This is a genomic window from Pseudomonas sp. CBS (genome assembly GCF_024734645.1).
Classification (GTDB): Bacteria; Pseudomonadota; Gammaproteobacteria; order Pseudomonadales; family Pseudomonadaceae; genus Aquipseudomonas.
This window is the reverse complement of the sequence record NZ_CP102929.1, coordinates 3,061,505-3,080,738: the sequence shown is the minus strand read 5'-3', so window position 1 is coordinate 3,080,738 and position 19,234 is coordinate 3,061,505. Positions and strand designations below refer to the sequence as shown.

The following is a 19,234-nucleotide window of genomic DNA, read 5'->3' as shown; positions in this document are numbered from 1 at the left end:
GTTAAACCACGCTGGCCGAACGCAGGCTTTGGAGCGTGGGTAACCTGGCAGGACGCCAGGTTAGCCGTCCTGGGCCAGGGATGGCCCATGACGGCGGCCCACGGTCCAAAGCCGGAGTGAGGGCACACCGAGCCTAGGCGAGGTGCCGAGTGGTGGGGCAAGAGCGTTTTGCTTACTTTTGCGCTTTTCAAAAGTGAGCCGCTGTAAGAGCGGAACCAATAGCGGCCCTGACCGCAGCAACGGATATGCCCCCCCCCCCAGCTCAATCAAACTTATAGCTGATCGCAGTCTGCACCTGCCCCTGATTCACATCCCCGGTCTCCTTGACGATACTGCTGTTGGCCGCCGACCCCACCAAGTGAACCCAACTGGCACTGGTCAACAACGACCACTTCGCATCCAGGGGAATCTCAAAACTCTGCGTCAACGTCAGGTTCTGAAACCCCGCACTGGCGTTATACGGCCGAAACCCCGAAGCCGCAGCCTCGTTGGCATCCACCCCGAAAAACGTCTGCGCCTGCCGAGCATCGGTAAAATGCGCCATCAAACCAGTGCTGCCAATAATCCCCCCACCCAACGGATACCCCAACTCCCCGCCAAGCTTCCCCACAACCCCGCTTTGATCACGCGCCCCGCCCACGGCCTGACCCACCTGTGCATACACCCGCCAGAAATCAGCCGGAGCGTACTGAATAAAGCCTCCAACCTCGGCCATATCCGAAACATCCCGCAAGCCCCGCAGCGACCCATTGGCCGTCCGCCCCGGCAAGTAGTTGATGTAAGGTCCGGCAGTAAAGCCATGGGTATTCAGGACACTCCAGGTCAGCCCATCGTCGGTACCCAGGCTGACGCTCCCCCAATCCAGATCGAAATAAGGAATCGGCCGCGTTTCGTAGCGGCTGCCCGTCGGATCATGAGGCTGGTAACTGACACCCACGCCGGCCTCACCGGTTATCCCGCCTGCCAGCGCAGCGCCCGAAACGCCCCACAGCCCCAGCAAACCGGCGAATACAGCAAAAGTAACCCTGAACATGGAGCCATTTCCTTTTGTGAACATGCGCGCATGAACGCGCAAACACCCGGCCTTAGGCAAGCACTCATCTAGGTTGTAGCAAGCTACAAAAATTGTAGCCAGTTCCGACACAACCAAACGCCAATACCCGCCAAACCCTTTGAAAACAGGGGGTGCGAGCACTTGGCACAGTCCATGCTCTAGCACTCTGCAAGCGCAACAGCGCGCTCCTACTTCATAGGTAAATGCAGATGATCCAATGGCATATCGTGTGTGACTTCGACGGGACCATCACTCCCACCGACGTCATCGACAACGTCCTCCAACGCTTCGCCGGCCCCGAGTGGGAAACCATCGAACAGGAATGGCTGGACGGGCACATCGGTTCGCGCGAATGCCTGAGCCGTCAACTGGCGCTGATCAAGGCGACCCCGGCCGAGTTGCTGGCGTACTTCGACAGCGTCGAGATCGACCCGGACTTCCCGGACTTCGTCGATCACGTCATGGGCCTGGGCGCTTCCATTGAAGTGGTCAGCGATGGCATCGAACAAGGCATCGCGCGGATTCTGTCGCGCAACTACGTGACCTTGCTGCCGATCCTCGCCAACCGCCTGCGCCAGGTCGACCAGAACAGCTGGCGCATCGATTTCCCGTATGCCAGCGACGCTTGCCGTGCGGCTTCCGGCAACTGCAAGTGCAAGTCCACGCCGCGCAACAAGCGCGTGCTGGTGATCGGTGACGGCAAGTCCGACATGTGCGTGGCCTCCACCGCCGACTTCGTCTTCGCCAAGGCCAGCCTGGCTGACTACTGCGAAACCAACAACATTCCTTACGCGCGGTTCGACACCTTCGCCGAACTGCCGGCCTTGCTGGCCAAGCTGCCTCAGGGCATCGCCGCCAACGCCAACTCTTTCAGCACCTCTTCCGACAATCAGGAACTCTTCCACCATGTCTGATATCCGCATCGCTACCGCAGAAGACCAGGTTCTTCTGGATAAAGAAGCCAAGTACTGCTCCTACGGCGACACCGTTCACTACATCGACCCGCCACGTATTTTCAGCCGTTGCGAAGGCTCCTATGTGTGGGACACCGAAGACCAGGCTTACCTCGACCTGCAAATGTGGTACTCGGCCGTTAACTTCGGTTACGCCAACCCGCGCCTGAACAACGCGCTGAAACAGCAGATCGACACCCTTCCGCAAATCGCCAGCCAGTACCTGCACAAAGGCAAGATCGAGCTGTCGGAAATGATCGCAGTCGACGCCAAGAAAAAATTCGGCCTCGACGGTCGCGTGCACTTCAACGTGGGCGGTTCGCAGTCCATCGAGGACTCCCTGAAGGTTGTGCGTAACGCCACCAACGGCAAGAGCCTGATGTTTGCCTTCGAAGGCGGCTACCACGGTCGTACCCTCGGCGCTTCGTCGATCACCTCGAGCTACCGCTACCGTCGTCGCTACGGCCACTTCGGCGAGCGCGCCAACTTCATCCCGTTCCCGTATCACTTCCGTGGCCCGAAAGGCATGACCAAGGAAGAATACGGCAGCCACTGCGTGCAGCAGTTCGCCCGCCTGTTCGAAACTGAATACAACGGCGTGTGGGACCCGAAAGTCGGCCAGAGCGAATACGCAGCCTTCTACGTCGAGCCAATCCAGGGCACCGGCGGCTACGTGATCCCGCCGATGAACTTCTACAGCGAACTCAAACACGTCCTCGACCAGCACGGCATCCTGATGGTCGTCGACGAAATCCAGATGGGTTTCTGGCGCACCGGCAAGCTGTGGTCGATCGAACACTTCGACGTCAAACCCGACGTGATCGTCTTCGGCAAGGCGCTGACCAACGGCCTGAACCCGCTGGGCGGCATCTGGGCCAAGGAAGAGTTGATCAACCCTAAGATCTTCCCGCCAGGCTCCACTCACTCCACCTTCGCGTCCAACCCGTTGGGCACCGCGGTAGGCCTGGAAATGTTCAAGATGACCAGCGAAGTCGACTACGGCGCGATGGTCATGGCCAAGGGCAAATACTTCCTGGCCGGCCTGCAAGAGCTGCAAAAGCGCTTCCCGATCATCGGCGACGTCGACGGCCTGGGCCTGGCCCTGCGCTGCGAAATCTGCGGCCCGGACGGCTTCACTCCGGACAAGGCGACCCTGGACTACATGGTCGAGGAAGGCATGAAGGGCGACATGGTGGTTGACGGTCAGAAACTCGGCCTGATCCTCGACGTGGGCGGCTACTACAAAAACGTGATCACCCTGGCTCCATCGCTGGAAATCAGCTACCCGGAAATCGACCTGGGCCTGAAGCTGCTCGAGCAACTGCTTGTGCGAGCGACCAAACGGTGAGCAGCCACGAGATCGACCTCGGTGAAGGTGATGCCGGCTTCGTTCTCGGTAGCGGTCCGGTCGGGATCCTGTTGATCCACGGCTTGACGGGCACCCCGACGGAACTCCGTCGGGTGGCCCAGGGTTTGGCCAAGGCCGGGAACTGCACGGTGTACGTGCCGACCCTGGCCGGGCATTGCGGGGACAACAGCGACCTGCAAGCCACCGGCTGGCAGGACTGGTACGAGGGCGTACGCAAGACGTTCGTTGGCGTGAAACAGCGTCACGAGCAGGTGTTTGTCGGCGGTCTGTCGATGGGCGCGGTGATGTCGATGTACGTGGCGTCGCAGTTCCCGGGCCAGGTTGCCGGCTTGTTGATGTACTCCACCACGTTGAAGTACGACGGCTGGAGCATCAGCAAGATGGCATTCATCACGCCCTTGCTGATCCGTATTCCTTTCGGTGTGCGCCTGTTCCGTTTCACTGAGAAGCCGCCCTATGGCATCAAGAACGAGCGCCTTCGGGCTATCGTCGAGCGGCAGATGAAGGAAGGGGAGAGCAGCGAGGCGGGGCTGTTGACCATGGAGGGTGTCACCGTGCGCGAGTTGCACTGGATGAACGCCGTGGTGAAGAAACTCATGCCGTCGATCAAGACCCCGGCCCTGGTGCTGCATTCCATCGAGGATGACATCACCAGCCGCTGGAACGCCGATTACGTGGAACGCCACCTCGGTGGCCCCGTGACCAAGATCCTGCTGGACAACTGCTACCACATGATCACCGTCGACCTGCAATACCGCCGAGTGATCGAGTTGAGTGCCGAGTTTGTCGAGCAACACGCTGCCCCTGTAGGAGCGAGCTTGCTCGCGAAGGACGTGAACGAAAACGCGTTCTGTCTGGTTTAACGCGGTGCGCTTGAGTTTTTCGCGAGCACGCTCGCTCCTACAAGGAAACGTTGTGATTACCGCCCAAGCCTTTTCGACTATTCGGGCCATCGAGCGCAGTGCCTGGAACGACTGTTTTCCCGATGCCCTGGAGGATTGGGACTATTACGTGGCCGTGGAAAATGCCGCTATCGATGATTTTCAGTGGCGCTATCTGGCGGTGTTTGACGATACAACGCTGGTAGCGGTCGCGCCGGCGTTCATCACGCGTTATCGCCTCGACACCACGGTGTCGGGCGTAGGCAAGCGCTTTACCGAGCGCCTGGAGCGACTGTGGCCGGGTGTTTTGAAGTTGGGCCTGTATGCCATCGGTTCGCCGGTGGCGGAACAGTGCAATGCAGGCATCGCCAGCCACGTTCCCGAATCAGGGCGCCAGGCGCTGCTTGCGCAATTGCTCGCCGCCGCGCGCCAGGATGCCGATACGTTCGGTGTTGGGCTGGTGGCGGTCAAGGACGCACCGACCAAGGATGAAGCCTGGTCAAACAGCTGCCTTGACGCAGGTTTCCAGAGCATGCCCAGCCTGCCAACGGCCTTATTGCCGATCCCTTTTGGTTCAGTGGACGCCTACCTGGGTTCCCTGGACAAAGCCACCCGCAAGGACTTACGCCGCAAACTGCGCGCGCCTGGCCCGCGTGTTGAGTGGCGTCGCAACATCGATGACGTCCTGCCGCGCATCATGGCGCTGTATGAGGCCACCCTGGAACGTTCCGACCTGCAGTTCGAGCGGCTGCCGGCGGGCTATTTCACCGGTATCCTTGAACAGCTGCAAGAGCGTGCGGTCTGTGTGCTGTATTGGGTGGACGCGCAATTGGTGGCGTTCAACCTGATCCTGTTGAACCAGGACCGCTTGATTGACAAGTTTTTCGGCGAAGACAGTGATTACAGCCATGAGTACAGCCTGGCAGTGCGCAGTTGGTTAACCAATATCGACTACTGTATTCGCAATGAGATTGCGTTATATGAATGCGGTCAGGCCGGCTATGCCAGCAAGCTGCTGCTGGGCTGCGAGTTCCAGGGCAACAGCATGTTTTTTCGCCACCGTAACTGGCTGGTCAACCGTGCGCTGTTCGTTGCAAAAGTGTTTCTCCGACCGGATCGATCCGACCCTGCCATGGCTGCTGCGATAAGCGAAACCTGATGATCAACAAGACCCGCCAAAAAGCTCGCCCCTTTGCCATTTCGCGTTGGAGCGTCCAGCGCAAGCTGGTGTTGGCGTTCTGGCTGGTCACGGTGATTCCGACGATGATCGCGGCGGAGCTGGCCGCGACGACGTTGTCGCAGATCTTCGACAGCAACGTGCGGATCTGGCTGCAGGAGTCGACCAAGATCGTCAAGGATGAGATTGGCGACATCCTCCACGACAACGCCCGGGTCGCCCAACTGTTCCTGCGCTACACCAAGCCGCCGTCGTCGCGCCAGGCCGAGAAGCACGACAAGCTGACCGCCGACATTGCCGCCGCCACCGACATCGACGTGGTCGCGCTGATCCGCAGCAGTGACCACAAGATTGTCTTCAGCACTGCCGCCGATGACATCGTCAAGCAAATCAACCTGGCCAGTAATGCGGTGTTGCAGACCGTCCAGGTGGCGGGCGTGACTACCGGCGTGGTGGTGTCGACCTTCGAGACCAGTGAGGACGGGGTTGACTATCAACTGCTGGTGGCGACCTACCTGGACAGCAGTTTCCTGACCAGCGTGGCCGATGTGCATTCCCTCGACTTGCGCCTGTACCTGGCCAATCCCAATGGCTTCTCGGAGATTTTCTCTACCCAGCGCTTCGTCGATCACCCCACCCGGATTCCTTCGAATATCGAGGCCGCGCTGCGCAGCACCAAGCAGCCCAGCGAACAGTTCACCAACAACTACAGCGGTTTGTACTGGCCGATCTTCAATGACGCCGGCGAGCTGCAAGGGGTGATCTTCAGCGGCTTGCTGCGGCACACCAGCCTGGTGGGCCTGGTGAACCAGAGCAATCTGTTCGTGTTGATCTTCCTGCTCAGCTCGGCGCTGTCCCTCGGTGCCGGCATGCTGGTGTCCCAGCGTCTCACGCGCCCGTTGCGGGACTTGTCCGAAGGCGTCAGCGCGGTGATCTCGGGTAACTATCAGCATCGTGTGGCGGTCAGCGGCGGCGACGAGCTGGCGCAACTGAGCAGCACCTTCAACCACATGACGGAGCGCCTCGGTGAGTTGCATCACCTGGAAGCGCAACTGCGCCGCCGCGACCGCCTGCATGCATTGGGCGAAGTCGCGATGGGCCTGGCCCACGAAATCCGCAATCCACTGGGCATTATCAAAACCGCCACCCAGTTGCTGCACCGCCGCGCCGATTTGCCGGAAACCGACAAGCGCCACCTCGAATACGTGATCAGCGAAGTCAGCCGGATCAACGACCTGATCACCGAATTCCTCGACTTCGCCAAACCCAGCGCGCCGTTGCGTACGGTGCAAGCGACACGGCCGGTGGTGGAGGAAATCCTCGGCTTCTGCGGGCCAGAGTTGTCGACCCATAACATCGACGCGCATATCGATGACCAGGCCCCCGGCGCGACGATTTACGCCGATGCCAAGCAGCTCAAGCAGGCGTGCCTCAACCTGATTCTCAACGCCATCGATGCCATGCCCGGAGGCGGTCGCCTGACCCTGGGCATCCGCAGCGTGGGCGGCAACACAGTGATCAGCATCGGCGATACCGGCGAAGGCATTCCGTCGGACATGATCGAGCGGATCTTCACACCATTCGTCACCACCAAGGCCTCGGGCACGGGCTTGGGTCTGGCCAAAGTCTTCTCGATCATGGAAAGTCATGACGGCAGCATCGAATGTGTCAGCGAGAAAGATGCCGGCGCCACCTTCAGCCTGTACATTCCGGCCCAGGGTGCAGACGACGGCGATGATGAGGATGGTGATGACGCATAACGTATTGGTAGTCGACGATGAACCCAAGCTCTGTGACTTGCTCTCGTCGGCCTTGAGCCAGAGCGGGATCCAGGTGTTTACCGCCGGCAACGGCCTGCACGCGCTCAAGGTGCTGGAGCAGGAAGACATCGACCTGGTGATCAGCGACTGGCGCATGCCCGGCATGGACGGGCCGGCGCTGCTGGCGGAAATCAAGGTGCGTTACCCCCACCTGCCGGTGATCGTGATGACCGCCTACAGCACCGTGAAAAACGCGGTGCAGTCGATGCGCAACGGTGCCTACGACTACATCGCCAAGCCCTTCGACATCGATGAGCTGGACATCACCGTGGCCAAGGCCCTGCAGTTTCGCGACATCATGCGCGACAACGCGCGCATGCGTGCGGAGCTGGATGAACACTCGCAGTTCGACAGCCTGGTGGGCGACAGCCCGGCGTTTCGCCGCGTGCTGCACGCCGTGGACTCGGTGCGCGACAGCAACGCCACAGTGCTGCTGACGGGCGAAAGCGGCACCGGCAAGGAGATGGTCGCCCGCGCCATCCACAAACACGGCAATCGCGCCGACAAGCCATTTGTAGCGGTCAACTGCGCGGCGATTCCCGAAGGCTTGCTGGAAAGCGAGATGTTCGGCCACCGCAAGGGCGCCTTTACCGGCGCGGTGGCGGACCGGGTCGGGCGCTTCATGCAGGCCGACAAGGGCACGTTGTTTCTCGATGAAGTGGGCGACATGCCGTTGGCGTTGCAGGCGAAAATCCTGCGGGCCTTGCAGGAGCGGGTGATCGAGCCGGTGGGCGATCCGCGCGAGCGCAAAGTGGATGTGCGGGTGATCGCCGCCACCAACAAGAATTTGCTGGATGCGGTGGCGAACAAAGAGTTTCGTGAAGACCTTTACTACCGCCTCAATGTGTTCCCGATTCCGCTGCCGGCCTTGCGCGAACGGGTGGAAGACATCGCGCCGCTGGCTCGGCATTTTGCCCAGACCTTGAGTGCTACGGCGGGTAAACGCATCACCGGTTTCAGCCCTGAGGCATTGCAGGCCATGGCGGCGTATTCCTGGCCGGGCAATATTCGTGAGCTGCAAAACTGTGTGGAGCGGGCGACCATCGTCGCGGCGACGCCAGTGATCGAGGACATTGATTTGCCGGCGTATCTGTTTGCTTCGAAGCCGGCTGAGGATGGGGTGGGCGCGATCCTCAGCAACGGGCCGGGGGTGCCGCAGGATCTGGATGCGGCGCTGGCTGAGGTGGAGAAGGCTTACATCATGGCTGCGTTGCAGGAGAGCAACGGGGTGCAGGCTGCGGCGGCGCAGAAGATCGGGATTTCTGAGCGTAGCTTTTGGTATCGGTTGAAGAAGCTGGGGATTCAGGTGGACAAGATTGTTCGCTAGGGGGCGCTGAGCTTTTTGGGGGGGAGTACATATCCGTTATTTAGGTAACGGCGGCTTATGGTTCCGCTCTTACAGCGGCTCACTTTGGAAAAGCCCCAAAGTAAGTAAAGGGCTCTGCCCCGCCTGTCGGCGCCTCGCCGTGGCTCGGCGTTCCCTCACTCCGGCATTGCTCCGCGGGCCGCCGCGACGGGCCATCCATGGCCCGGCGCGGCTAAACCGGCGTCCTGCCGGTTTACCCGCTCCGCAATACCTGCGTTCGGCCTCGGGCTTATTGGGGCAGTCAGATCAAAATCAAAAGCAAAAGCACAGCGGCCTCCCGGCCGGCTTGAGTGTTAAAAGCAAAAGCAAAGACCAGAGCGAAAACAGATCTGCTTTTCTGTGGGAGCGGGCTTGCTCGCGAAAAACCTGAGAGCGCCGCGTTCATCCAGAATGCCCGCGTCATCGTTAACGACCTTCGCGAGCAAGCCCGCTCCCACATTTGGACCGTGCCCGCTTTAGATTTTGATTTTGCTTTTAACACTCAAGCCGGCCGGTAGGCCGCTGTGCTTTTGCTTTTGATCTTGATCTTAGGCGCCCCGTTAAACCACGCTGGCCGAACGCAGGCTTTGGAGCGTGGGTAACCCGGCAGGACGCCGGGTTAGCCGCGCTGGGCCAAGGATGGCCCATCGCGGCGGCCCACGGTCCAAAGCCGGAGTGAGGGCACACCGAGCGCAGGCGAGGTGCCGAGTGGTGGGGCAAGAGCGTTTTGCTTACTTTTGCGCTCTTCAAAAGTGAGCCGCTGTAAGAGCGGAACCAATAGCGGCCGTTACCCAAATAACGGATATACACACCCACCCAGCCCCACATTTTTGATAGGCGTATGTCAGGCGTGTACCCGTACCCACACGCTGACCAACACCGTAGCCGCCATCAACCACGCCACCGCCGCCACCGCCAGCGAAGCTTCCAGACGCATCCGGTCAACCATCACATACAACGTCGCCAGGTACACAAAGTACGGAATAATCGACCACATCCCGAACACGATGGTGGTCTTCAAATCCTCCACCGACCGACCCTTGCCAACAATGTAATGCGCAATCAACGCGAACGTGGGAAACAGCGGCACCAACCCGGCTATGTAGTAGTTCTTGGTCTTGGCCAGCGCCGCCAGAATCAACACCACCCCCGCGCCCAATGCCGCCTTCAGCAATAAATCCACAATGCGCTCCTAATGGCTCAGCCCATATTTCTTGACCTTGTCGAACAACGTGGTCTTGGCCATCCCCAGTTCCTGGCTGGCCTGGGTCAGGTTGCCGCCGCTGCGCTGCAACGCGTCATTGAGCAGGTTGCGCTCGAACGCCTCCACCGCTTCGGTAAAGGCCAAACTGTGGTTGCCGCTGCTGGCGCCGCTCTTTTTAAACGCCGGCAAACCCAGGGCAAACCGCTCGGCCACGTTGCGCAATTCACGCACGTTGCCCGGCCAGTCGTGGCTCATCAGGTTGGACAGGGTCTGGTTGTCGAGGTCCGGCGCGGTGCGGTCGAAACGCAACGACGACTGCTGCAGGAAGTGTTCGAACAATTGCAGGATATCTTCCCGGCGTTCCCGCAGGGGCGGCAGTTCCAGGGTTACCACGTTGAGGCGGTAGTACAGGTCGCTGCGGAATTGGTTGGCGCGGCTCAGGTCGTCGAGGTCGGACTTGGTGGCGGCGATCACCCGGCAATCCACCGCCACGCTCTGGTTCGAGCCCAGGCGTTCCAAGGTGCGTTCCTGCAATACCCGCAGCAGTTTGATCTGCAGGTTCATCGGCATGCTTTCCACTTCGTCTAGGAACAGCGTGCCTTCGTGGGCATGTTCGATCTTGCCGATGCGGCGCTTGCCGGCGCCGGTAAATGCGTTGGCTTCATGGCCGAAGATTTCGCTTTCGAACAGGTTCTCCGGCAGGCCACCGCAGTTCAAGGCAACGAACTGATGGGAATGACGCCGGCTGAAATCATGCAGGCAACGGGCGACCAGTTCCTTGCCGGTGCCGGTCTCGCCTTCGATCAGCACGTTGGCTGAGGTGTCGGCGACGTTGGCGATCAACTCCCGCAAGTTTTGCATGGCCGGGGAGCGGCCGATGATTCGGCCTTCCAGGGAGTCGCGCTCGGCCAGTTGCCGGCGTAGCGACCAGACTTCCCGAGCCAGCCCGCGTTGCTCCAGGGCGCGGCGGGCAACGTCCACCAGGCGCTCGGGGGAGAAGGGTTTTTCCATGAAGTCATAGGCGCCGTTGCGCATCGCACCCACCGCCATGGAGATATCGCCGTGGCCGGTGATCAGCACCACCGGCAGGCTTTTATCCAAGGCTTTGAGGCGAGTCAGCAGCTCCAGGCCGTCAATGCCCGGCAGGCGAATATCGCTGATGACGATGCCGGCGAAGTTTTCACCAACCCGGGTCAGGGCCTCTTCGGCGCTGGCCACGCCCACGCTGGGGATGTCTTCCAGGGCCAGGGCTTGCTGGCAGCCGAGCAATACATGGGGGTCGTCTTCGACGATCAGGACGGTCAGGTCGGTGTTTTTTTCTGCGTTCATTTCGACTCGACTTGTTGAGGGCTCGCCAGCGGCAAACTCAGGACAAAGGCAGTACCACCGCTGGCCGGGTGCTCGACGGCGAGGTTGCCGCCGGTGGCGGCCGCGAGGCTGGCCGACAGCGTCAGGCCGAGGCCCAGGCCTTGTTCGCCGGGTTTGGTGGTAAAGAACGGTTCGAACAAATGCTTGCGGGTCTCGGGATCAATCCCGTGGCCGTTATCGCGTACCCGCAGGCGGTATTTGCCGTCGACGATGTCGCCTTCCAGCCACAACTCGGGGGCCGGTTGCGCCTGCATCGCGTCCAGGGCGTTGCCGATCAGGTTGACCAGAATCTGCTCCAGGCGCGTCTGGTCGATCTGCAATTGCGCGCTGGCGAAGTGGCGGTGAACCGTCAGCGGCGAGGTTTCCAGGCGACTGCCGAGGATCTGGAACGTGGCGTCCACCGCCTTGCCCAGGTTGGCTTCGCCCTGGTCATCACCGCGCCGGGCAAAGGAGCGCAGGCTGGCGGTGATGCGGCCCATGCGGTCGATCAGTTCGTTGATGGTCTTGAGGTTGGCACTGGCGGTGTCCAGCGCCCCACGCTCCAGGAAGCGTACGGTGTTGCCCGACAGCGTGCGCAAGGCGGCCAGTGGCTGGTTCAATTCATGGGCGATGCTGGTGGACATCTGGCCGATGGCGGCAAGTTTGCCGGCCTGCACCAGTTCGTCCTGGGCGCGGCGCAAGGTTTCCTCGGCCTGGCGCCGCTCGCGAATCTGGCTCTTGAGCCGTTCGTTGCTGGCCCGCAGGTCGGTGGTGCGTTCGGCAATCCGTCGCTCCAGCTGATTGTTGGCTTCCTGCAGGGCTTCCCGGGCGGCGAGGCGGGTGGCGATCACCTTGCGGCGCTCGTTCCAGGCGATCAACAGGAACGCCACCAACGCGAACGCCACGGCCACCAGGATGCCCTGGTTGATGGCGGCCTGGCGCAGGTCGTTCAGCGGGGTGAGCAGGGTGAAGTTCCATGGGGTGTCGTTCAACGGGCGGGTCTGGGCCAGGTAGCTGACCTCATGCTCGTCGGCCACCACTTCGCTGTTGGCCGGGAAGGTTAATTTCTCGGTGCCTTCATTGAGACGCTCGCGGGCCAGTGGTTCCAGCTCGTTGAGCGTCGCCCAGTAATATTGCAGGCTGTGGGCGAGGCGGTCCTTGGTGTCATCGCTCAGTGGTCGCACGGACTTGAGGCGACGGGCCGGGTCGCTGGAGAGAATGATGATGCCGTTCTCGTCACTGACAAAGGCCTCCAGGCGCGCCCGCTGCCAGCGCTCTTCCAGCGCTTCCAGGCGGACCTTGACCACGGCGACGCCGATGATCTTGCCGTGTTCTTCCAGGCCATGGGCCAGGTAATAGCCGGGTTCGCCGTTGGTGCTGCCGATGCCGTAGAAACGGCCGGGCTGGCCGCGCACGGCATTCTGGAAATAGGCACGGAAGGACAGGTCTTCACCCTGGTAACTGTCGGCGTCGCGCCAGTTACTGGTCGCCAGCACGCGGCCGGTGGTATCCATCACGTAAATCGCCCGGCTACGACTGCGCCGGTTCAGGCCTTCGAGGTAGTCGTTGACGGTTTTTCGGGTTTCCTGATTCGGGTCTGCCAACAGCTTGGAGACGCTGGATTCCAGCTCCAGGAGACTGGGCAGGTAGGTGTATTTGCTGAGTTCGCTCTCGACGGTGCGGGCGTGCAATTCCAGCTGGCGTTCGCCGGTATCGCTGAGGGTGCGGATTCCATAGAACTCACTGATCCAGAAGCCGACGTAACCCAGTCCGATCATCAGGGCGATGATCAGAGGCGGCAGGAACAATTGGCGAATCAGACGAGGCTTCACGGCAAGTGATGGCGGCGCGGCGCGAAAGAGGTTGGGGTCGCATTTCATCACAGATGCCTTGGGTCAGCTATCGCTCACTTGCCAACTGCAGGAGCGAGCTTGCTCGCGAAAAACTCAAGGGCACCGCGCTCATCCAGGATGTTCGCGTTATCGTTGACGTCTTTCGCGAGCAAGCACGCTCCTACAGAAAAGCAGTGAGCTGCGGCTTTTTAGTGCTGCAGGATTTTCTCAAGGAAGTGCTGCGCGCGCTCGGAGCGGGCGCTGATGTCGCCGAAGAATTCCTCTTTCGGGCAGTCTTCGATGATCTTGCCGGCGTCCATGAAGATCACCCGGTCGGCGACCTTGCGGGCGAAACCCATTTCGTGGGTCACGCACATCATGGTCATGCCTTCCTGGGCCAGTTGCACCATCACGTCGAGTACTTCGTTGACCATTTCCGGGTCGAGGGCGGAGGTCGGTTCGTCGAACAGCATGACGATCGGGTCCATCGCCAGCGCACGGGCAATCGCCACACGCTGTTGCTGGCCGCCGGAAAGCTGGCCCGGGTGCTTGTGGGCGTGAGCCGACAGGCCGACGCGCTCCAGCAGTTGCAGGCCCTTCTTGGTGGCTTCTTCCTTGCTGCGGCCCAATACCTTGATCTGCGCGATGGTCAGGTTTTCGGTGATGGTCAGGTGCGGAAACAGCTCGAAGTGCTGGAACACCATGCCGACGCGCGAGCGCAGTTTCGGCAGGTTGGTCTTCGGGTCGGCGATGGAGGTGCCGTCCACGACCACGTCGCCTTTCTGGAACGGCTCCAGAGCGTTGACGCACTTGATCAGGGTGGATTTGCCGGAGCCGGACGGTCCGCACACCACGATCACTTCGCCTTTTTTAACCTCGGTGCTGCAATCGGTCAGCACCTGGAAGTCGCCATACCACTTGTTGATATTCTTGATAGAGATCATACGGCAAACCTTTTTTGCAGACGCTTGACCAGCAGCGAGGCGGAAAAGCTGATGATGAAGTAGACGACACCGGCGAAGATCAGGAACTCATTGGAGCGGCCGATGATGTCGCCGTTGGAGCGGGCGGAGTTGAGGAAGTCCACCAGGCCCACGGTGTAGACCAGCGAGGTGTCCTGGAACAGGATGATCGACTGTTGCAGCAGCAACGGGGTCATCTTGCGGAACGCCTGGGGCAGGATGATCAGGCGCATGGTCTGGCCGTAGGTCATGCCCATGGCTTGCGCGGCGGCCATCTGGCCCTTGGGGATCGACTGCACGCCGGCCCGCACGATTTCGCAGAAATACGCCGCCTCGAACATCATGAAGGCCACGACGCAGGAGGTGAACGCACCGATCGGGGTGTCTTCGCCGGTGATCCAGCGCAGCACGAACGGCACCGCCAGGTAGAACCAGGTGATCACCAACAGCAGCGGGATCGAGCGGAAGTAGTTCACGTAGGCGCCGGCCAGGCGCGACAGCAGTTTGCTGGACGACAGGCGCATCAGCGCGAGGATCGTACCCAGCACGATACCGCCGACCACGCCCATGACCATCAACTGCAAGGTCATGACCATGCCGTTCCACAGGCCCGGGATGGCGGGGATGATGCCACTGAAATCGAATTCCATTATTTACCCCCCACGGAGATCAGGCCGGGCACGGCAACTTTCTTCTCGACCACGCGCATCAGCAGCATCAGGCTCATGTTCAGGGTGAAGTAGATCAGCGTGGCCAGGGTGAAGGCTTCAAACAGGTTGGCCGAGAACTCGGCAGTCTGTTTGGTTTGCGCCAGCAGTTCCATCAAGCCGATCAGGGACGCCACGGAGGAGTTCTTGAAGACGTTGAGGAATTCCGAGGTAAGCGGCGGAATGATGATCCGGTAGGCCTGGGGCAGCAGCACGTTCCAGTAGATCTGTGGCAGCTTGAAGCCCATGGCGCGTGCGGCGGATTCCTGGCCCCGTGGCAACGCCTGGATGCCGGTGCGCACTTGTTCGCACACCCGTGCGGCAGTGAACAGGCCCAGGCACACGACAACGCTCAGGTAGGCCGAGGTGGTCGGGTTGAGGTCTTGTTTGTACCAGTCCTGCAGGTTCTGCGGCAGCATGTCGGGTACGAGGAAGTACCAGATAAACAGCTGAACCAGCAGCGGCACGTTACGAAACAGTTCCACGTAGCAGGTCGCGATGCCCGATACGATGCGGTTTGGCACGGTGCGCATGACGCCGAGTACGGAGCCCAGCAGCAAGGCGATAATCCAGGCCACGACGGCGATGGCGATGGTCCAGCCCAGTCCGGAGATGTACCAGTCGAGATAAGTCTCGCTGCCAACGCCGGTGGACTTGAAGAATACGCCCCAGTCCCAGTTGTAGTTCATTAGGGTCTCCCCTCGAGATCGATCGATGTACAAGCACCCGCTTGGGGAAGATCCTTTCCCGCCCGACGGTGAACGTCAGGCACACGCGATCGGCTCGAAAACCGCCAGGTCGAGTGTTCCAAAATTAAAGCCAGCAGGTAGTAACAGACGCCTGAGGGAGGGTTGGCTCCCTCAGGAGATAAGCTTAGTCAGGTATCAGATTTTTACGTCAGGCGCTGGTTTGTCGCTTGGGTTGGCGATCAGCTCCTTCACCTTTTCGCTCATCGGGAAGTTCAGGTTCAGGCCTTTTGGTGGGATCGGGCTTTCGAACCACTTGCTGTAGATCTTGTTGATTTCGCCGGATTTGTACAGGGCAACGATGGCGTCATCCACAGCCTTCTTGAAGGCCGGGTCGTCTTTACGAACCATGCAGGCGTAGGCTTCGAAGGACTGCGGGGTACCGGTGATGACCCAGTCATCCGGCTTCTTGGCCTTGGCTTCTTCACCGGCCAGCAGGGCGTCGTCCATCATGAAAGCTACGGCGCGGCCGCTTTCCAGCATCTGGAAGGATTCGCCGTGGTCTTTGGCGGAGATGACGTTCATGCCCATCTGCTTGTCGGCGTTCATCGCTTTGATGATGCGCTCGGACGTGGTGCCAGCGGTGGTCACGACGTTCTTGCCTTTCAGGTCAGCGAAATCGCTATAGGACGGCTTGCCATCCTTGTCTTTCTTGACCAGCAGACGGGTGCCGATTTCGAAGATGTTGACGGTGAAATCGACTTGCTGGGCGCGTTCGGCGTTGTTGGTGGTGGAGCCGCACTCGAGGTCCGCGGTGCCGTTCTGGATCAACGGGATACGGGTTTGCGAGGTGACCAGGTTGTACTTGGCCTTCAGGTCGGGTTTGTTCAGGTCTTTTTTCAGTTGCTCGACGACGGCCAACTGAATGTCGTGGGAGTAGCCCACTGGCTTGCCCGAACCATCCGCGATATAGGAAAACGGAATGGAGCTGTCGCGGTGAGCGAGAGTGATGGTGCCGGAGTCGTTGATTTTCTTCAGTGTGCCGGTGAGTTCGGCGGCGAAAACTGGAGTGCTGATCAGAGCAGCAGCGATAGCTGCGCCCAAGATATGGGGAACGATGCGCATCAATACTTCCTCGACATTTGTTTTTTTTATGAGACCGGTTGGTACGGCCACGTTTTTATATAAACAGTACTGCGAATGCCCATGACGGCTCCTGAGGCGCCTCAGGCAATCGCGTACGAGTGTAGAGCATGAGTCGTGCCAGACCAGTAATAAAAGGTTAAGCGCATGATATATATGGAGATTAACTTTGTATGACGAAGAATTTGCGTTAGCGCGATCCGGCAAACCGAATAGGTTGGTATACAGCGTTCGGAAATCCGAATGCCTGGATACGTTGATGTCGCCCATAAAAAAAGCCCCGGGAGCGTGGCTCCCCGGGGCGTCTTAGTGTGGATTTTTCGTCAGAACGTGTAGTCGGCCGAGACAACCGCGGCGCGACCATCGCCGGGTACCGCCCAACCGTTGTTACGGATGCGGGTGAGGTAGTCCTTGTTGAACAGGTTGTTGACGTTCAGTTGCAGGTTCAGCTGTTTGTTGACCTTGTAGCCGAGCATCGCGCGCTGCACCGCGTAGCCAGGCGAAGTCGGTGCCCCGGCGGCGCTGGCCAGGTACTGCTTGGTTTGCGCCGTGATGCCATAGCCCACCTGGAAGTCATGGGGCAGGTCGTACACCGTCCAGAGGCTGGCGGCATGTTTGGGGGTGAAGGTCAGCGGCTCACCTTTCTGCACGTCGAGGCCGGTGGTCGCCAGGGTGTAATCGCTGGCGCTGCGCAGCACACGGGTGTTCAGGTAGGTGTAGTTGGCGAAGACCTTCCAGCGGTCAGTAAGCTGGCCACTGAGGCCCAGGGCCACACCATCGGCGCGAGCCTTGCCGTCGAGGGTTTGCGTGCCGCTGAGGTTGCTCGGGTCGTTATCGGCGACTTTGTAGTTGGTACGGTCATTGCGGAAGATCGCACCTGTCAGCGACAGGGCATTGTCGAGCAGGTCCCACTTGGTGCCGATCTCATAGCTGACGGCGGTTTCAGGGTCCACGTTGCAGTTGTTGGTAGCCACGCTGGAGCTTTTGGCCGGTGTGTAGCAACTCCCATTGACGCTGGCTTGGGACGGCGTCTTGCTGTTGCCGTAGGCGATATAGAAGCTGCCGTTTTCCGCCGGTTTATAGACCAGGGCCAGGCGGTAGGACGTCAGGTCATCCGCCTGGCCGTAACGAGTGCCGGGCGTTTCCACACCGGTGCTGGAGTAGGCATTGGTCACCGAGCTGCCGGCGTTGTGCTCGTAACGCAAACCGCCGTTGATTTCCCACTGTGGGTTGAGTTTGAGCGTGTCGAAGGCATAGGCAGCGCGGTTGTTCAGCGCGCCATCGACGTGGGCCGCCCGGGTGAAATTGACCGGGCCGGTCCATTCGGAGTTCGGATCGCTGTAGCTGACCGGTGGCGGGACGATGGTGCTGCCGTTGCTGTTGGTCAGCCATTTTCCGGTATCCGCCTCGTATTCCTCACGGCTGATGGCGATACCGGTCATCAGCGTGTGGTCGATGAAACCGGTGCTGAAGTGGCTGGTGACGTCGGTCTGGTTGGTGAACATTTTGTTCTGAGTGTTGCGCTCGTTACCCAGTGAGCCACCGCTTGGCTGGAAATAGCCCGGCTTGAGGCCTGCAGCGCAAGGCGCGCCCGTGATCTGGGTGCCGCTGGCGAGGCAGCCGGCCTGCGCACCTTCGGGGCCCGAGGCGCGCAGGTCCTGGCGAACGCGCTCGACGCGGGTGAAGTTACGCACGGACACGGCGTCGTTGAAATCATGCTCGAGCTTCAGGCTGAACGCGTCCGAGGTGGTTTGTTGCTCGTTGATGTTGTGGTAGCCGTAGAAATCGCTCCAGCCCACGCCTGGCATCGGCTTGCCGTTGTAGATCGGAATCCCGTATTGCGGCGTGTTGTCGTCTTTCTGGTGCTCGTAACTGACCGTGACGCGGGTCGGTGTGCCCAGGCCAAACGCGATAGACGGCGCGATGCCCCAGCGTTCGTAATCCTCATAATCGCGCCCCGGCACATCGTTACCATGGGCCATCAGGTTCAGGCGGAACGCCGTGGTGTCGTTGAGCAGCTGGTTGGTGTCGAGGGTGGTGCGCTTGTAATTATCGGTGCCGATACCTGCACTGATGGTGGTTTTGTCGCGCAATTCTGGCTGTTTGCTCACCAGATTGATGGTGCCGCCGACCGCACCGGAACCGGAATACACCGAACTCGCGCCGCTGACGACTTCGACCTGTTCCAGGTTGAAGGGGTCGGTGCGGCTGTATTGCGCGCTGTCGCGCACACCGTCCACGTAGATGTCGCCGCTGGCGGAGAAGCCGCGCAGGTTGATGCTGTCGCCATATCCGCTGCCGCCCTCGCCGGCACCGAAGGTGATGCCTGGCACGGTGCTCAGCACATCGCGCAAGGTCAGCAGGTTTTGGTCATGGATGACTTCCTTGGGCACTACCGTGATGGTCTGCGGCGTGTCGCGCAATGGCTCGGTGTACTTGGGGGAAGAAGGCGCCACAGGGTTGTAGACGCTCTGGCTTGGGGCCTGACCTTCGATGCTGGTCGCGCCGAGCTGAATGACGCCTGTGTTGTCATCTGGTGCGGTCTCCGCCGCGTAACTGAATCCTCCTTGCGCAGCCACTGCCAAACCCACTGCCGACGCGAGCAAATGCCGCGATGAAAGGGGGGCAGAACTGATCCCGGTAGTCATTGAGTTATCTCTTGTGGGTGTTAGTGAGATGCGATCGTAATTGATAAGCGATCTCAAATGTAATACTTTGTAACCAAATAAATCATGAAACTTTTTGCGGTCCTTG

The 19,234-nt window shown here is 60.3% G+C and carries 15 protein-coding genes; 6 read left to right on the top strand and 9 right to left on the bottom strand.

Annotated features, from left to right (window positions below):
* Nucleotides 1-262 precede the first annotated feature (262 nt).
* Nucleotides 263-1,033 (bottom strand): MipA/OmpV family protein, encoded by a 771-nt coding sequence (locus NVB75_RS14030; protein ID WP_258347669.1) that lies wholly within the window; start codon nucleotides 1,031-1,033, stop codon nucleotides 263-265.
* A gap of 230 nt (nucleotides 1,034-1,263) precedes the next feature.
* On the opposite strand from NVB75_RS14030, the gene NVB75_RS14025 reads away from it, so the two are divergent.
* The 6 genes from NVB75_RS14025 to NVB75_RS14000 are packed head-to-tail and all read left to right on the top strand — an operon-like array spanning nucleotide 1,264 to nucleotide 8,581.
* Complete coding sequence (locus NVB75_RS14025; RefSeq protein ID WP_258347668.1) at nucleotides 1,264-1,968, top strand: MtnX-like HAD-IB family phosphatase; 705 nt, start codon at nucleotides 1,264-1,266, stop codon at nucleotides 1,966-1,968.
* On the top strand, nucleotides 1,961-3,355 hold the full coding sequence (locus tag NVB75_RS14020; RefSeq protein WP_258347666.1) for an aspartate aminotransferase family protein: 1,395 nt from the start codon (nucleotides 1,961-1,963) through the stop codon (nucleotides 3,353-3,355). Before NVB75_RS14025 ends, NVB75_RS14020 begins: the two co-directional genes overlap by 8 nt.
* On the top strand, nucleotides 3,352-4,239 hold the full coding sequence (locus tag NVB75_RS14015) for a carboxylesterase (protein WP_258347664.1): 888 nt from the start codon (nucleotides 3,352-3,354) through the stop codon (nucleotides 4,237-4,239). The genes NVB75_RS14020 and NVB75_RS14015 overlap by 4 nt, the downstream gene beginning before the upstream one ends.
* A 52-nt stretch (nucleotides 4,240-4,291) precedes the next feature.
* Entirely contained in the window at nucleotides 4,292-5,416 is a 1,125-nt protein-coding gene (locus NVB75_RS14010) for a GNAT family N-acetyltransferase (RefSeq protein WP_258347662.1), read from the top strand.
* Nucleotides 5,416-7,194 carry a HAMP domain-containing sensor histidine kinase gene (locus NVB75_RS14005; RefSeq protein WP_258347661.1) on the top strand — a complete coding sequence of 593 codons (1,779 nt, stop codon included), beginning with the start codon at nucleotides 5,416-5,418 and terminating at the stop codon, nucleotides 7,192-7,194. The genes NVB75_RS14010 and NVB75_RS14005 overlap by 1 nt, the downstream gene beginning before the upstream one ends.
* On the top strand, nucleotides 7,184-8,581 hold the full coding sequence (locus NVB75_RS14000; protein WP_076015433.1) for a sigma-54 dependent transcriptional regulator: 1,398 nt from the start codon (nucleotides 7,184-7,186) through the stop codon (nucleotides 8,579-8,581). The genes NVB75_RS14005 and NVB75_RS14000 overlap by 11 nt, the downstream gene beginning before the upstream one ends.
* Before the next feature lie 862 nt (nucleotides 8,582-9,443).
* On the opposite strand, the gene NVB75_RS13995 is transcribed toward NVB75_RS14000, so the two are convergent.
* From NVB75_RS13995 to NVB75_RS13960, 8 genes are all read right to left on the bottom strand, one after another.
* A complete protein-coding gene (locus NVB75_RS13995) occupies nucleotides 9,444-9,773 on the bottom strand; it encodes a GlpM family protein (protein WP_167410176.1) in 330 nt (109 codons plus the stop codon).
* 18 nt (nucleotides 9,774-9,791) lie between these two features.
* Nucleotides 9,792-11,132, bottom strand: coding sequence for a sigma-54 dependent transcriptional regulator (locus NVB75_RS13990; RefSeq protein WP_275793276.1), 1,341 nt, complete (start codon nucleotides 11,130-11,132; stop codon nucleotides 9,792-9,794).
* Complete coding sequence (locus NVB75_RS13985) at nucleotides 11,129-13,030, bottom strand: sensor histidine kinase (protein WP_258347659.1); 1,902 nt, start codon at nucleotides 13,028-13,030, stop codon at nucleotides 11,129-11,131. Before NVB75_RS13985 ends, NVB75_RS13990 begins: the two co-directional genes overlap by 4 nt.
* A 161-nt stretch (nucleotides 13,031-13,191) precedes the next feature.
* Nucleotides 13,192-13,926, bottom strand: a complete 735-nt coding sequence (locus tag NVB75_RS13980) for an amino acid ABC transporter ATP-binding protein (protein ID WP_003208734.1) — start codon at nucleotides 13,924-13,926, stop codon at nucleotides 13,192-13,194.
* Nucleotides 13,923-14,594: an amino acid ABC transporter permease gene (locus NVB75_RS13975; protein ID WP_046384547.1), complete on the bottom strand. Its 672-nt coding sequence runs from the start codon at nucleotides 14,592-14,594 to the stop codon at nucleotides 13,923-13,925. Before NVB75_RS13975 ends, NVB75_RS13980 begins: the two co-directional genes overlap by 4 nt.
* Entirely contained in the window at nucleotides 14,594-15,340 is a 747-nt protein-coding gene (locus NVB75_RS13970) for an amino acid ABC transporter permease (RefSeq protein ID WP_258347658.1), read from the bottom strand. Before NVB75_RS13970 ends, NVB75_RS13975 begins: the two co-directional genes overlap by 1 nt.
* A 195-nt stretch (nucleotides 15,341-15,535) precedes the next feature.
* Nucleotides 15,536-16,462 (bottom strand): glutamate/aspartate ABC transporter substrate-binding protein, encoded by a 927-nt coding sequence (locus NVB75_RS13965; RefSeq protein WP_258347656.1) that lies wholly within the window; start codon nucleotides 16,460-16,462, stop codon nucleotides 15,536-15,538.
* A gap of 341 nt (nucleotides 16,463-16,803) precedes the next feature.
* Entirely contained in the window at nucleotides 16,804-19,128 is a 2,325-nt protein-coding gene (locus NVB75_RS13960; protein WP_258347654.1) for a TonB-dependent siderophore receptor, read from the bottom strand.
* Nucleotides 19,129-19,234: the final 106 nt, after the last annotated feature.

Coding starts and splice junctions, on each gene's coding strand:
- NVB75_RS14030 (WP_258347669.1), bottom strand. CDS start 1,033: ATGTTCAGGGTTACTTTTGCTGTATTCGCCGGTTTGCTGGGGCTGTGG.
- NVB75_RS14025 (WP_258347668.1), top strand. CDS start 1,264: ATGATCCAATGGCATATCGTGTGTGACTTCGACGGGACCATCACTCCC.
- NVB75_RS14020 (WP_258347666.1), top strand. CDS start 1,961: ATGTCTGATATCCGCATCGCTACCGCAGAAGACCAGGTTCTTCTGGAT.
- NVB75_RS14005 (WP_258347661.1), top strand. CDS start 5,416: ATGATCAACAAGACCCGCCAAAAAGCTCGCCCCTTTGCCATTTCGCGT.
- NVB75_RS14000 (WP_076015433.1), top strand. CDS start 7,184: ATGACGCATAACGTATTGGTAGTCGACGATGAACCCAAGCTCTGTGAC.
- NVB75_RS13990 (WP_275793276.1), bottom strand. CDS start 11,132: ATGAACGCAGAAAAAAACACCGACCTGACCGTCCTGATCGTCGAAGAC.
- NVB75_RS13985 (WP_258347659.1), bottom strand. CDS start 13,030: ATGAAATGCGACCCCAACCTCTTTCGCGCCGCGCCGCCATCACTTGCC.
- NVB75_RS13980 (WP_003208734.1), bottom strand. CDS start 13,926: ATGATCTCTATCAAGAATATCAACAAGTGGTATGGCGACTTCCAGGTG.
- NVB75_RS13975 (WP_046384547.1), bottom strand. CDS start 14,594: ATGGAATTCGATTTCAGTGGCATCATCCCCGCCATCCCGGGCCTGTGG.
- NVB75_RS13970 (WP_258347658.1), bottom strand. CDS start 15,340: ATGAACTACAACTGGGACTGGGGCGTATTCTTCAAGTCCACCGGCGTT.
- NVB75_RS13965 (WP_258347656.1), bottom strand. CDS start 16,462: ATGCGCATCGTTCCCCATATCTTGGGCGCAGCTATCGCTGCTGCTCTG.
- NVB75_RS13960 (WP_258347654.1), bottom strand. CDS start 19,128: ATGACTACCGGGATCAGTTCTGCCCCCCTTTCATCGCGGCATTTGCTC.